This is a genomic window from Streptomyces sp. NPDC050504 (assembly GCF_044458065.1).
In the GTDB taxonomy this organism is placed as follows: Bacteria; Actinomycetota; Actinomycetes; order Streptomycetales; family Streptomycetaceae; genus Streptomyces.
In genome coordinates, this window is record NZ_JBITHO010000001.1 from 1,023,357 (window position 1) to 1,036,566 (window position 13,210).

Genomic DNA, 13,210 nt, shown 5'->3' on the forward strand with positions numbered 1-13,210 from the left:
CGGGGTCGTCCCGACGGGTCACGGCGTCGCGCGGGCCGCGTACGCCCTGACGTCGGCGTCGCCGTCCGCGGTGGCCGAGGCCAGGGCCGTCCGGGCGTCGGGGTGGGCGCGGTGGGGGAGCAGGGACAGCACGGCGGCCCTGCGGACGTCCGCGTTGGGATCGGCCAGCGCCTCGGCCAGCGCGGGCACGGCCAGGGCCGGGGCGGCCGCCTTGAGGGCGGTCGCCGCACCCGCCCTGACCTGCCAGGCGGGGTCCCCGAGCGAGGCCGCCGCGCTCTCGGCGTACCCGGGCGGGCAGCCGGTGGTGGCGAGCGCGGCCAGGGCGGCGCCCCTGACCAGCGGGTCCGCGTCCCCGACGAGCCCGTCGAGCGACGCGGGAGCGGGATCGCGCACCGCGGAGAGGCCCCGGGCCACCGCCACCCGCACCTCGCGCGCCGGATCCTCGGAGGCCGCCACGAGGTCCGCGACCGCGTCCACCGACACCAGTGCCCGCACCGCGTGGATGCGCACCTCGACGTCGGCGTCCGCGAGCGCGGCGGCGTACAGCGGGGCGTCGCCCAGGCGCAGCGCCCGCAGCACTTCGAGGACGGCGGCCCGGACGGCCGGGTCGGGGGCGTCGGCCGCGGCCCGCAGAGCGACGCCCAACCCGGCGTCGGCGGGCAGGACTTCGACCAGTTCGCGCAGCGCTGCGGCGGCCTTGGCGCGCACCAGGGGCGAGGCGTCCCGCAGCCGCGCGGCGAGCGCGGGCCCCGCCCCCCGCGGCACGGTCTCCGCGAGAGCGGTGACGGCGGCCGCCCGCACGGCGGGATCGGGGTCCGCGAGATGAGGCCGCAGCGCCGCCAGGTCGGGGGACCCGTCGGCCAGGGCCAGCACGTGCAGCAGGGCCGCGCCGGGCGCGCCGGGCGCGGTGGCCGGGGGCTCCTGCGGCTCCGGGGCCCGCACCCCGGGATCCCGCTCCCGGCGCGCGGCCGGTGCGGCGTCCCGCGGGCCCGCCGTGGCCACCGGCACCAGCGCGACCTCGCCCAGCGGCCTGTCGGGCCCAGGCGCGGGCGCGAAGCCCGGCACCGGCACCACGTACGGCTCGACCGCCCGCGCCGTGAACTCCATCGTCCCCGAGGGGGACTTGCGCAGGTCGAGGTGGTGCAGCCAGCCCGCGTCGTCCCGCCCGGGATGGTCGAGCCGCTCGTGGTACAGGCCCCAGCGCGACTCGGTCCTGGCGAGCGAGGCGCGGGCCGCCATCTCCGCGCAGTCCCGGATGAACGACACCTCGGCGCAGCGCATCAGCTCGTGCGCGGTGCGCGCGCCCATCCCGGCGATCTCGCCCGTCATCCGCTCGAACGCCGCCACCGCGAGCGACAGCTTCGCCCCCGTCTTGGGCGGCGCCACGTAGTCGTTGACGAACCGCCGCAGTTTGTACTCCACCTGCGGCTGCGGCGGACCCTGGGGGTTGCGCAGCGGCCGGTACACCAGCTCGTGCGCCGCGGCGAGCTGGTCGTGCGGCAACTCGCCCTCGTACGCGGTGTACCGGCTCGCGTCCTCGCCCGCGAGGTCGCCGAAGACGAACGCGCCGATCATGTAGTTGTGCGGTACGCAGGCCAGGTCGCCGGCCGCGTACAACCGGGGCACCGTCGTGCGGGCGTGCGCGTCGACCCGGACGCCCGAAGCGGAGTGCCCGCCGCACAGCCCGATCTCCGAGAGGTGCATCTCGATGTCGTGCGTGCGGTAGTCGTGCCCCCGGCCCTCGTGGAAGGTGCCGCGCGTCGGCCGCTCCGTGGTGTGCAGGATGCCCTCGACGGCGGCGACCGTCTCCTCCGGGAGGTGGCTGAGCTTGAGGTACACCGGGCCCCGGTCGGAGGCGAGTTCGGCCGAGAACTCCGCCATCATCTGCCCCGACCAGTAGTCCGACTCCACGAACCGCTCGCCGTGCCGGTTCACCTGGTAGCCGCCGAAGGGGTTGGCGACGTACGCGCAGGCGGGGCCGTTGTAGTCCTTGATCAGCGGGTTGATCTGGAAGCACTCGATGCCGGTGAGCGCGGCGCCCGCGTGGTACGCCATGGCGTAGCCGTCGCCCGCGTTCGTCGGGTTCTCGTACGTCCCGTACAGATAGCCGGAAGCGGGCAGGCCGAGCCGCCCGCAGGGTCCGGTCGCCAGGATCACCGCGCCCGCCCGCACGGTCACGAACGCGCCGGTGCGGGTGTGGAACCCGGCCGCGCCGATCGCCCGCCCGTCGTCCGGGTGGGTGAGCACCCGCACCGGCATGACCCGGTTCTCGACGCGGATCCGCTCCCGCATCTCGCGGCGCCGCAACTGCCGGTAGAGGACCTTCTTGATGTCCTTGCCCTCCGGCATGGGCAGCACGTACGAACCGGAGCGGTGCACCTGGCGGACCGCGTACTCGTTGTGCTCGTCCTTCTCGAACTTCACCCCGTACGACTCCAGGCGCTGGACCATCGCGAAGCCCCGCGTGGCGGTCTGCCGGACCGTGGACTGGTCGACGACGCCGTCGTTGGCCCGGGTGATCTCGGCGACGTAGTCGTCGGGCTCGGCCCGGCCGGGGACGACCGCGTTGTTGACCCCGTCCATGCCCATGGCCAGGGCCCCGGAGTGCCGCACGTGCGCCTTCTCCAGCAGGAGCACGTTCGCCCCGCGGCCCGCGGCCGTCAGCGCGGCCATGGTGCCCGCGGTGCCGCCGCCGATCACGAGGACGTCGCAGGACAGCTCGGTGGCGTCGGCGAGTTCGGGTACGGACAGAGGGGTGTTCATGGGGCGCCTTTCGGGGCGGGGTCCTGGCATCGGGTTCAGAGGGATTCGAGGACGCGGCGGCGCAGGGCGGCCGTGTCGGCGGCGGGGCGGGCGGACCTGTCGCGCGGCCGCGGCACGTCGAGGAGCAGGCCGCGGGACGGCACGGCGATCCGGTCGCCGAGGAACAGGGCCTCGTCCACGTCGTGCGTGACGAACACGACGGTCGCGCCGGTGTCGTACAGGATCTCCACCAGCAGGTCCTGCATCCCGGCCCTGGTGTGCGCGTCGAGCGCGCCGAAGGGCTCGTCCATCAGCACCGCGCGGGGCCTCGCCGCCAACGCGCGGGCCAGCTGGACGCGTTGCCGCTGCCCGCCCGACAGCTGGTGCGGCAGCCGGGCCGCGTGCTCGGCCAGGCCCACCCGCTCCAGCCACGCGGCCGACACCCGGCGCCGCTCCTCGCGCCGGACGCCCCGGATCGCGAGGGGCAGCTCCACGTTGGCGCGCACCGTGCGCCACGGCAGCAGGGCGTCGTGCTGGAACACCAGCGCCCGCTGCGCGCCCGGCCCTTCGACCGGGGTCCCGTCCTGGGTGATCCGGCCGTCCAGCGGGGGCAGCAGACCGGCGATCGTGCGTAGCAGCGTGGACTTCCCGCAGCCGGAGGGGCCGACCACGGCGAGGAGTTCCCCCGGGGCGACGCGCAGATCGAGGGGCCCGAGCACGGGAGGGCCGCCGGGGTGCCCCAACCGGACCCCGCTCAGGTCGAGTTCGGCGCCGTGCGAGACGGTGTGCGCGGGCAGGGCGACGGTGCTCATGCGACCGGCTCCTTCTGCGGGGAGGGCGCGGCGGCGGTGGCCGGTCCGCGCGGTCGGGGTCCGGGGGCGCCGGCGGCCGGGCGGGGCAGCCAGGCGGTGGCGCGGCGGCCCAGCAGTTCCACCGCCGTGGAGGTGAGCCAGCCGAGCACGCCGATGGTGGCCATGCCGACGAAGACCCCGGGGTAGTCCACGACCGTGTAGTCCTGCCAGGTGCGGTACCCGACCCCGTACTCCCCGGAGATCATCTCCGCCGAGATCACGCAGATCCACGAGACGCCGATGCCCACCGAGAGCCCGCCGAAGATGCCCGGCAGCGCCCCGGGCAGCACCACCGAGAACAGCACCCGCAGCCGGCCGCCGCCCATGGTGAGCACGGCCTCCTCCCAGACCGGGGCGAGCGCGCGCACCGCGTGCCGCGTCGACACCGTGACCGGGAAGAACGCCGCGGTGAACGTGATGAAGACGATGCCCTGTTCGTTGGTGGGCAGCAGCAGGATCGCCACCGGCACCAGGGCGATGGCCGGTACGGGCCTGGCCACTTCGAGCAGCGGGCCCAGCAGGTCGGCCGCCCACCGCGAGCGGGCGACGGCCGTCCCCGCCGCCACCCCGAGCACGGCCGCCAGCAGGAAGCCGACCGCGATCCGGCGCAGGCTGTGCCCCAGGTCCTGCCGGTACGCGTCGGTGCCGAGCCGCTCCCCGAAGGCCGACGCGATCTCGCCGACCGTGGGGAACTGCTCGAACCGCAGCCACAGGTTCACGTCGTAGGAGGTCAGCAACTGCCACAGGCCGAGCGCCGCGGCGAGCGAGCCGAGCCGCAGCAGGCGGCGGCCCGCGCTCACGCCGCCAGCCCGACGGCCTCGGTGTAGCTCACGGTCCTGGCCGCGGCGTGCCGGGCCACGTACCTCAGCGCGCCGGCCTCGGTGACGAAGGCGCGCAGCTCGGCGCCTTCGGCGACCCAGACCGCCCTGTCCGCGAACCACAGCGTGCCGGTGACGGCGTCCGGCACGTACGCGGCGCGCACGTCACGGCCCTTCGCGGCCGCGAGGAGCTGCCGGGGGCTGTCGAAGGAGCGTAGGGACCGCTGCCCCTTCAGCCACAGCTGGGACGTGGCGGCCGACGCCCCCGGGTGGGGCGCGGACGGCGCCGCCCGGCCCAGCGGCCCGGGGTCGACGAAGGCGTCCACGTCGACGTCCTTCACCAGGCCCGCGTCCTTGAGGACCGGCACGTCCTGCTTGAGGGCGTCGATCAGCTCGGGGCGCAGCGCCGGGTCGAAGGTGGCGATGCCGCCCGCGCCGTTGTACAGGTACACCACCTCGGCGGGCAGCCCCGTCTCGTCGGCCACCGACTCGGCGGCTTCGACCGGCCGGGCGCGCAGGTGGTCGGTGGCCCTGCGCTGCGCGGCGAGGAAGGCGTCGACGACTTTGGTGTGCTTCTTCGCGAACTTCTCGCGGACGGTGACGCCGTGGAAGGTCGGCAGGTTCAGCTCGGCTCCGTCGTAGAGCGCCTTGGCCTTGCCCTCGAAGGCGAGCTGGCCCGGCCAGGCGACGAACTGCGACAGCGCGTCCACGCTGCCGGCCGTCAGCGCGGAAGCGCCCACGCTCGGCTGCTGGTTGAGCTTGCGGACGCCCTTCTCGGGGTCGATCCCGGCGTGTTGGAGTGCCCGTACGAGAGTCCCGTCGGCGGCCGATCCGATGCTGGTCGACACCTTCTTGCCCGCCAGGTCGGCCAGCGACCGCAGGGGCGAACCGGGCGCGGTGACCACGGTGTTGAGGCCGCCGCGCAGGTTGTACCCGGTGACCGAGACGAGCCGCGTCGGCTGCTTGAGGGCCTTGCCGCGGGCCGCGTTGAGGAGGAGCGGGAAGTCGCCCATCGAACCGATGTCGATCTTCCCGGCGACCATCTGGGCGGTGATCGGCGCTCCGGTCGCGTAGTCCTGCCACTCGACCTCGTAGGTGACGCCGTCCTTCTTCCCGCGGGCCGCCAGCTCCTCCTCGAAGTAGCCGAGCGATCGCAGCAGGGTTCCGGCGGTGACGGTGTTGATGGTCTTCGACTGGTAGCCGACGGTCACGGTGACCGTGTCGCCGTCGGCGCCCGCGGGGCCGCCGCAGCCGGTGAGCGGAGCCAGGAGCGCGGCGAGCGCGACGGGCAGGGCAACTCTTCTGACGTGCATGGGGGTTCGGCCTCTCACCGGAGCAGATAGGGCATGTTGACCGTGACCGCGCCGGTGGGGCAGCGGGCCGCGCACGGGCCGCAGTACCAGCACTCGTCGATGTGCATGTACGCCTTGCCGCTGTCCTCGTGGATCGCGAGCGAGTCGAGCGGGCACATGTCGACGCAGAGCGTGCAGCCGTCGATGCACTTGGACTCGTCGACGGTCACGGGCACGTCGGCGCGCTGCGGGACCAGGGGCATGGCTGTCTCCAGGAGAGAAGGGGGAGGGAGAGAAGGGAAGAAGGAAGGACGGGGGCGTCAGAGGGAGCGGTGGAGCACGCCGCTCATCGTGATGCGGTCGCCGCGGAACCGGATGAACTCCAGGTCCACGGGCCGTCCGTCGGGCAGGTGCGTCAGCCGCTCCAGCATGAGCACGGCGGCCCCGCGCGGGGCCTGGAGCACCGCGGCGGAGTGCGCGTCGGCGTTGACCGCCTCCAGGGTGACCTCGGCGTGCCCGAGCGGGCCGCCGGTCAGCGACTCCAGGAGCCGGAACACGTCCGTGTTCTCCAGGTCGCAGCCGAGCAGTTCGCCGCCCACGTCCATGGGCAGGTAGGACAGGTCGAGGGAGAGCGGCAGCCCGTTCAGACGGCGCAGCCGCTCGATGCAGAGCACGTCGCTGTGCTCGGGCAGGCCGAGGCGGTGGGCCACGGGGCCCGGCGCGCGGAGCGGTCCGACCGTGCGGACCTCGTTGGTGACCCGGCCGTGCTCGTGCAGGGTTTCGGCCAGGCCCTGCAGCCTGTTCAGGCCGTGCGCGTACTTCTCACAGGTCACCACGGTCCCGACGCCGGGCTGCCGGTCGACGATCTGTTCGTCGCGCAGCATGTCCAGGGCCTGGCGCACGGTGTTGCGGCTGGCCCGGTAGTCGGCGGCGATGGTGTCCTCAAGAGGGAGGACGCCGTCGGGGAAACCGCCCGCCAGGATCTGGTGGCGCAGCAGGTCGGCGAGCTGCCTGGCCTGGTCGGCGCGGAGCCTCCGGCGGCGCGCGGCGGCCACCGGGAGCGAGGCGGGGGTGGGTTCTGCTGGCATGGCAGGGAACGTACCGGCGGGGTGCCCCGGATGGTGTTGCGGCAGTATTGCGCCACCTGAAAGCCGAGGGGTGCCGCTCTGACCTGCTGGTTCAGCGGGGGAGTGGCAAGATCCGCCACCTCGCTGTCCAGAGTGCGGGAGCCGGTGCGTGCCGCCGCGTCCCGCCGCGCGCCGCGATGTCGGCGGGGGCGCGCCCGTGGTGTTGGCGGGTGCGGCCGTGGTGTCGGCGGGGGGCGCTCGCTGTGCCGTCAGCCGCCGCGGCGGACCCGGGCGGCCTTGCGGGCCTCGGCGAGCAGTCGGGCCTCGCCGCCCTTGCGGGACTTGCCGCCGCCTGAGCCGCCGCTCTTGCCGCCGCCGCTGCTGCCGCCGCGTGAGGCGTCCTTGGAGGTGCCCAGGCCGCGGAAGGGGGTGTTGGTGTTCTTGGGGCGGGGCGCGGCGGGGCCGCCGTCGAGCGGGGTGCCGGACGGGGCCTTGGCGCCGGTGATCCGGCTCAGCTCGGCCTCGCCCGAGCGCACCTTGGTGACGGTCGGCCGGACGCCCGCTTCGGACATCACCTGGCTCAGCTCCTTGCGCTGGCCCGAGAGCACCAGGGTGACGACCCGGCCTGACTCACCGGCCCGCGCGGTGCGGCCCGCGCGGTGCAGGTAGTCCTTGGGGTCGGCGGGCGGGTCGACGTTGACCACCAGGTCGAGGTCGTCCACGTGCAGCCCGCGGGCCGCCACGTTGGTCGCCACCAGCGCGGTGACCTGCCCGTCCTTGAACTGTGCCAGGGTCTTCGTCCGCTGCGGCTGGGACTTGCCGCTGTGCAGGGCGGCGGCGCGCACCCCGCTGGCGCGCAGGTGCCTGGTGAGCTGGTCCACGGAGTGCTTGGTGTCCAGGAACAGCAGGACGCGGCCGTCGCGCGCGGCGATCTCCGTGACGACCGCGTACCGGTCGGGGCCGTGGACGACGAGCACGTGGTGGTCCATCGTCGTGACCGCGCCGGCCGACGGGTCGACCGAGTGGACGACGGGGTCGTGCAGGTAGCGGTGCACGAGGTCGTCGACGTCGCGGTCGAGGGTGGCCGAGAACAGCATCCGCTGCCCCTCGGGGTGCACCTGGTCCAGCGCCTCGGTGACCTGCGGCAGGAACCCCATGTCGCACATCTGGTCGGCCTCGTCCAGGACGGTGATCCGGACCCGCCCCAGGCGGCACGCCTTGCGCTCGATCAGGTCGTGCAGTCGGCCGGGGGTGGCGACGACGACCTCGGCCCCGTCGCGCAGCGCGGCGATCTGACGGCTGATCGACACGCCGCCGACGACGGTCGCCATGCGCAGCCGGAGCGCGTGCGCGTACGGCGCGAGCGCGTCGGAGACCTGCTGCGCCAGCTCCCGGGTCGGCACCAGGACCAGCGCCAGCGGCTGCTTGGAATCCGCGCGCCGCCCGGCCGTCCGTACGAGCAGCGGAAGACCGAAGGCGAGCGTCTTGCCCGAGCCGGTGCGGCCGCGGCCTAGCACGTCCCGGCCGTCGAGGGCGCTGGGCAGCGTCGCCGCCTGGATCGGGAACGGCTCGCGCACGTCGTGCTCGGCGAGGGTGCGCAGCACTTCGCCCGGCAGCCGCAGCTCGGCGAAGGAGGCGGCGGGAGCAGTGGGGGCAGTGGGGGCAGCGAGGGGCGCAGAGGTCGCGGGGGCCGCAGGGGTCGCTGCCGGGGGAGCCGCAGGGGCGAGGTCGTCGTGCGGGGCGCTGGTGCGGTCCGGGTGGTTCATGGCGGGCCTTCCGCGTGAGGAACGTACCGAGGAAGGCCCGGCAGGAACGAGGATCCGACGCACGGGACGATACGGGACGGCCAAGGGGCGCGCCCGCCCGTGCAAACGCGTCAGGTTAACACAAAGGGGCCAGGGGGCCTTGGTCGGCAGGTACGGGTCGCCCGGTGCGCGGAGGGCGTCCAGAACCGGACGCGGCGGCCTGAAGGCACGGCCAAGAAGGGCCAGTTCGCATGTATGTGCGATGTGAGGGTGGGGCGTAGGTTCGGTGACCGGAAAGCGGGCGGCCGTCCTGTGCGGTATGGCGACGGGCCCGTGGACCGTGCGGTCGCATTCCCCTCTGTGGCCTGCCTCCCCGCGGGCCTGGGCGGCTCGCACAAGCGGTTGCCGCCGGTTACCTCCCGGCGGCCGGTGGCAACCGCGCCGCCCCTGGTGGTGCGGCGGAATACCGGATCGCCGTGTTCGGTCCGGTGTTATCTTCACCCGCATGCCCGAACTGATCACGCCCACGGACCGATTGCACGCCTCGTGGCTCGATGCGCGCGACGAGTGGCCCGACGGGGCGCACCAGGACGGGACCGGCATGCGCCTGGCGGACGGCGCGGACCTCGCCGACCCGGCGGTCTTCTCGGCGTGGACGGAGCGGCTGCGGCTGCACGCGGACCCGTCGGCCGTGCTGGCGGAAGGGTCCGTCCACGCCACCAACCGGTGGATCGTCGAGGGCGGCACCTATCTGGGCGCCATCGACCTGCGCCACCGGCTGAACGACTTCATGCTCGCCGTCGTCGGGCACATCGGCTACAGCGTCCGCCCCTCCGCCCGCAGGAAGGGTCTGGCCGGATGGGCGCTCGGGGCGGTCCTGCCCGAGGCCCGCGCGCTCGGCCTGGACAGGGTCCTCGTCACCTGCGACGAGGACAACATCGCCTCGATGCGCACCATCGAGCGCAACGGGGGCGTCCTGGAGGACGTCCGCACCACCGGGGCGTACGTCAAGCGCCGCTACTGGATCGAGCTGTAGGCGGCCGCCGGGCGGTACGGAGAGCTGGGCGATACGGGGAGCCGGGCGGTACGGAGGGCCGGGAGAGGCGGCGCGCCGCCTGGGCCGCCTGCCTCGCCGTCCAGGGCCGCGCCCTGTCCGTCTCAGGCGCGCGGCCCGAGGAACAGTCCTCCGCTCGCGTCGATGACCTGGCCGGTGATCCAGCGCGCGCCGTCCGACGCGAGGAACGCGACCACGTCGGCGACGTCCTCGGGCCCGCCGAGGCGCCCCAGCGCCGTCGCTCCCGCGATGGAGTCGGCCAGCCCCGGTGCCTCGAACGCGGCCCCGTTGCTCGCCGTCCGCGTGGCGCCGGGGGCCACCGCGTTGACCGTGATGCCGCGCGCCCCGAGTTCGTGCGCCAAGGTCATGGTCATCGTCTCCACCGCGCCCTTCGTCATGGCGAACGACGTCTGGGAGGGGTTGGCCATCCGGGTCGCCACGGACGAGACCGCGACGATGCGGCCGCCGTCCGGGATCAGCGGCAGCGCCCGCTGGACGATGAAGTACGGCGCCCGTACGTTCACCGCGAAGAGCCGGTCGAACTCCTCCCGCGTCGTCACCCCGAGCGGACCCGCGGGCGCCGCCGCCGCATTGTTGACGAGGACGTCCAGCGGCCGTCCCGCGAGGCCCGCCTCGACCCCCGCGAACAGGGTTTCGACGTCGCCGTCCACGCCCAGCTCGGCTCCGACGGCGAACGCGGACCCGCCGGTGCGCGCGATCGCGTCCACCGTCGCCGCGGCGCCCTCCTCGTCCGTGCCGAAGTGCACGGCGACCGCGGCCCCCCGTGCCGCGAGCCGCGTCGCGATCGCCTGCCCGATGCCGCGCGACGCTCCGGTGACGAGGGCCGTCCTGCCGGTCAGATCACTCATGTCCACCACCTCGTGACGAGAGTGACTATCAATTTGGTAGTCACTACCATGAAGGTAGGGTCTACCACATGACCGACCAGCACTCAACGCTGCGGGCGCAGCGGCGGGCCGAGACGCGGCGCGCGATCCAGGCGCACGCGGTCCGGCTGTTCACCGATCGCGGCTACGACGCGACGACCGTGACCGACGTCGCGCGGGCGGCGGGCGTCTCGCCCATGACGGTGTACCGGCACTTCCCGACGAAGGAGGACCTCGTCCTCGTCGACCGGCGCGCGGAGCTCGTCGCCGAGCGGGTCGCCGCTTCGTCCGTCGAGCTGCCCCTGGTCCACCGGGTCGGCGGCGCGCTCGTGGCGTCGGCCGCGGCGATGACGGGGGGCGGGGGCGACGCGCCGTCGGCGGACGAGCGGTTCCTGCTGGCCCGCCTCCGGCTCATGATCTCCACGTCGGCCCTGCGGGCGAAGCACCTGGACAACGACTACGCGCTCCAGCAGGCGATCGTGACGGCGCTGGGCACCGAAGCGGTCGATCCCGCCGACCCCGAAGCGGAGTTCCGCGCCCAGGCGGCCATCGGCGCCTGCCTGGCGGCCATGCACGCGGCGCTGATGCGCTGGGCCGCGGACGACGGGGAGACCGAGCTGCCCGGACTGATCGCGAAGGCGCTCGCCGCGGCCTTCGGCCAAGACGTCACGGAGCCCGCTCCGGAGATGTGAGCGGGGCCTGTCGGGCAGCTCGGCCTCCCTGTCGTCCGAGGCCCGCCTCCGCGCCGCGCCTTCACTCCGCGTCCCGCCCCAGGAAGGCCCCCACGGTAGAGGCGAAGGGCTCGGCGTCGTCGAGCCAGGGGAAGTGTCCCGCGCCCTGCTGGACGTGGAGTCGGGCGTGCGGGAACAGCCCGGAGAGCTCGGTCATCGCGGGCGGCGGGGAGTTGAGGTCGACCTCGCCCGCGAGCACGAACACGGGCGACGCCAAGCGGGCGAGCGCGGCGCGCGTCTCCTCGGGAGCGAAGGCGCCCTCGGCGGCGAAGACCGCCGCCGCCCCGTCGTTGCGCTGCCGCTCCCCGGCCGCTCTGTGGGTCCGGGCCGTCTCGTCCCAACGGCCGTACCAGAAGGGCGCGATCGCCTTGAACGCCTCGCTGTCGCCGCGCCCCGCCACGACCGCTTCCAGCGCCGCGTACGCCTCCGGGAACCACGGCTCGCCCGCGCGCAGCCGCGCGGTCCCGCGCCGCACGTCCCCGGCGACCTCCAGGCCCACGGCCGTGACGCTCGGCGTGATCAGCGCGAGCCTGCCGACGCGCCGGGGGTGCCGGGCCGCGTACAGCAGTGCGGGGTTCGCCCCGGCGGAGTGGGCGAGCAGGTCCATCCGGTCGGGCCCCAGGTGCGTGCGCAGGGCCTCCACGTCGTCGACCAGCCGGTCGCAGCGGTACGAGGCGGGGTCGTCCGGCAGGGCGGAGGCGCCGGTGCCCCGGAGGTCCAGCCTGATCAGCCGCCGGTGGGCGGCGAGCCCGCCGAGGTCGCCCAGATAGGCGGAGTCCTGCATCGGCCCGCCGGGCAGGCAGACGACGGGGCGGCCCGCGCGTCCGCCACGGTCTTCGTGTCCCGCTTCGTGTCCCGCACGCTCTCCGTGGCCTTCGCCGGAGAGGTGGTACGCGAGCCGGGTGCCGTCGTACGAGGTGAAGAAGCGCGTCGGGGCGGGGGAGCCCGCGGGGGTGGAGAGGTTCATGGCCGCAGCCTGGGGGACGGGCGGCGGCTCCCCCTATTGTTTAGCCACAGCTTAACGATGAGGCGGGACCGGATGGCAGTCCAGATCAGATTCACCGCGGCGTCGGTCGCGCGCGTGCGCTTCGCTCTCTCGCCGCTGGGCGAGACCGTGCTGGCGCTGCGCGTCCTGCTGGGCGCGGGCGGGCACGAGGTGCACCGGGCCTGGACGCGCGCGGCGCGCCCGCTGCTCGCGGACGAGCCCGAGCTGCCGCTGCTGCGGTCGCTGATCGCCGGGCCCATGCCGTCGTTCCTGTTCCCCGTGCCGACCGAGCGGCTGCCCACGGTGGCCGCCGAGCTCGACCTGCTGCGGGCCACGGACGAGGACTTCTACCGACGGGAGTACGGCGCGGTCCTGAACGCACCGGCGCGGGAGGCCCCCGACCCCGGAGTCCTGCTGCCCCGGCTGGCGGGGGCGCTCCGGCGCTGCCACGACCGGCTGATCGCCCCGCACTGGGGCCGGATGAGCGCGCTCCTGGAGGCCGACGTCGCACGGCGGGCGCTGACCCTGGTGGACGGCGGGACGCAGGCGCTCTTCGCCGAGCTGCACCCCGACATCGCCTGGGACGGCGGCCAGTTGGTGGTGCACGGCCGCCGCGCCCCGCGCACCGTGCACACGGTCGACACGGCGGGGCACGGTCTGGTGCTGCTGCCCAGCGTCTTCAACTGGCCGAACGCGGGCGTCGACAAGGCCCCCGTCGCCGCCGCCTCGATCCGCTATCCGGCGGTGGGCGTCGGCCTGCTCTGGGAGCCGCCCCCGCCGACGCTGACGGGCCTGGCGCCCGTGCTCGGCCGTGCCAGGACGGAGATCCTCGCGGCGCTGGGCGAACCCCTGAGCACCGCGGCCCTGGCCGCCCGGCTGGGCATCACGCCGAGCGCGGTCTCACAGCACCTGGGCGCCCTGCGCGGGGCGAGCCTGGTGTCGACCCAGCGGAAGGGGCGCACGGCCCTCCACCTGCGGACGGAGCGGGCGGACCACCTTCTGGGAACCGCCCCCGAACCGTGAGCCGCGCCCGAAACG

General features: G+C 74.7%; 12 protein-coding genes. 3 read left to right on the plus strand and 9 right to left on the minus strand.

Going from position 1 to position 13,210, the window contains the following annotated elements; translation table 11 throughout:
- Positions 1-18 precede the first annotated feature (18 nt).
- The 7 genes from ACIBNE_RS04245 to ACIBNE_RS04275 all read right to left on the minus strand — a co-directional run bounded on the left by ACIBNE_RS04245 (position 19) and on the right by ACIBNE_RS04275 (position 8,536).
- Positions 19-2,763 carry a fumarate reductase/succinate dehydrogenase flavoprotein subunit gene (locus tag ACIBNE_RS04245; protein ID WP_399269300.1) on the minus strand — a complete coding sequence of 915 codons (2,745 nt, stop codon included), beginning with the start codon at positions 2,761-2,763 and terminating at the stop codon, positions 19-21.
- A 35-nt stretch (positions 2,764-2,798) separates the two neighbouring features.
- Entirely contained in the window at positions 2,799-3,554 is a 756-nt protein-coding gene (locus tag ACIBNE_RS04250) for an ABC transporter ATP-binding protein (RefSeq protein ID WP_399269302.1), read from the minus strand.
- Positions 3,551-4,393 (minus strand): ABC transporter permease, encoded by an 843-nt coding sequence (locus tag ACIBNE_RS04255; protein WP_399269304.1) that lies wholly within the window; start codon positions 4,391-4,393, stop codon positions 3,551-3,553. The genes ACIBNE_RS04250 and ACIBNE_RS04255 overlap by 4 nt, the downstream gene beginning before the upstream one ends.
- The gene (locus ACIBNE_RS04260) at positions 4,390-5,724 is read right to left on the minus strand and encodes an ABC transporter substrate-binding protein (protein ID WP_399269306.1); all 1,335 of its coding nucleotides are present in this window, start codon (positions 5,722-5,724) and stop codon (positions 4,390-4,392) included. The genes ACIBNE_RS04255 and ACIBNE_RS04260 overlap by 4 nt, the downstream gene beginning before the upstream one ends.
- Positions 5,725-5,738: 14 nt before the next feature.
- Positions 5,739-5,966 carry a ferredoxin family protein gene (locus ACIBNE_RS04265; RefSeq protein WP_399269308.1) on the minus strand — a complete coding sequence of 76 codons (228 nt, stop codon included), beginning with the start codon at positions 5,964-5,966 and terminating at the stop codon, positions 5,739-5,741.
- Between the two features lie 57 nt (positions 5,967-6,023).
- Positions 6,024-6,791: a GntR family transcriptional regulator gene (locus tag ACIBNE_RS04270; RefSeq protein ID WP_399269310.1), complete on the minus strand. Its 768-nt coding sequence runs from the start codon at positions 6,789-6,791 to the stop codon at positions 6,024-6,026.
- 248 nt (positions 6,792-7,039) lie between these two features.
- Entirely contained in the window at positions 7,040-8,536 is a 1,497-nt protein-coding gene (locus ACIBNE_RS04275; protein WP_399269312.1) for a DEAD/DEAH box helicase, read from the minus strand.
- A 484-nt stretch (positions 8,537-9,020) separates the two neighbouring features.
- Here ACIBNE_RS04275 and ACIBNE_RS04280 point away from each other — a divergent pair, with 484 nt between their 5' ends.
- Entirely contained in the window at positions 9,021-9,551 is a 531-nt protein-coding gene (locus ACIBNE_RS04280) for a GNAT family N-acetyltransferase (RefSeq protein WP_399269314.1), read from the plus strand.
- Positions 9,552-9,673: 122 nt separating this feature from the next.
- Here the strand turns inward: ACIBNE_RS04280 and ACIBNE_RS04285 are convergent, their stop codons facing one another.
- Positions 9,674-10,438 carry an SDR family oxidoreductase gene (locus ACIBNE_RS04285; protein WP_399269316.1) on the minus strand — a complete coding sequence of 255 codons (765 nt, stop codon included), beginning with the start codon at positions 10,436-10,438 and terminating at the stop codon, positions 9,674-9,676.
- Positions 10,439-10,506: 68 nt separating this feature from the next.
- On the opposite strand from ACIBNE_RS04285, the gene ACIBNE_RS04290 reads away from it, so the two are divergent.
- Complete coding sequence (locus ACIBNE_RS04290; RefSeq protein WP_399269318.1) at positions 10,507-11,148, plus strand: TetR/AcrR family transcriptional regulator; 642 nt, start codon at positions 10,507-10,509, stop codon at positions 11,146-11,148.
- Positions 11,149-11,209: 61 nt separating this feature from the next.
- Here the strand turns inward: ACIBNE_RS04290 and ACIBNE_RS04295 are convergent, their stop codons facing one another.
- The gene (locus ACIBNE_RS04295; RefSeq protein ID WP_399269320.1) at positions 11,210-12,154 is read right to left on the minus strand and encodes an alpha/beta fold hydrolase; all 945 of its coding nucleotides are present in this window, start codon (positions 12,152-12,154) and stop codon (positions 11,210-11,212) included.
- Between the two features lie 72 nt (positions 12,155-12,226).
- Here ACIBNE_RS04295 and ACIBNE_RS04300 point away from each other — a divergent pair, with 72 nt between their 5' ends.
- Positions 12,227-13,195 (plus strand): DUF5937 family protein, encoded by a 969-nt coding sequence (locus tag ACIBNE_RS04300; RefSeq protein ID WP_399269322.1) that lies wholly within the window; start codon positions 12,227-12,229, stop codon positions 13,193-13,195.
- Positions 13,196-13,210: the final 15 nt, after the last annotated feature.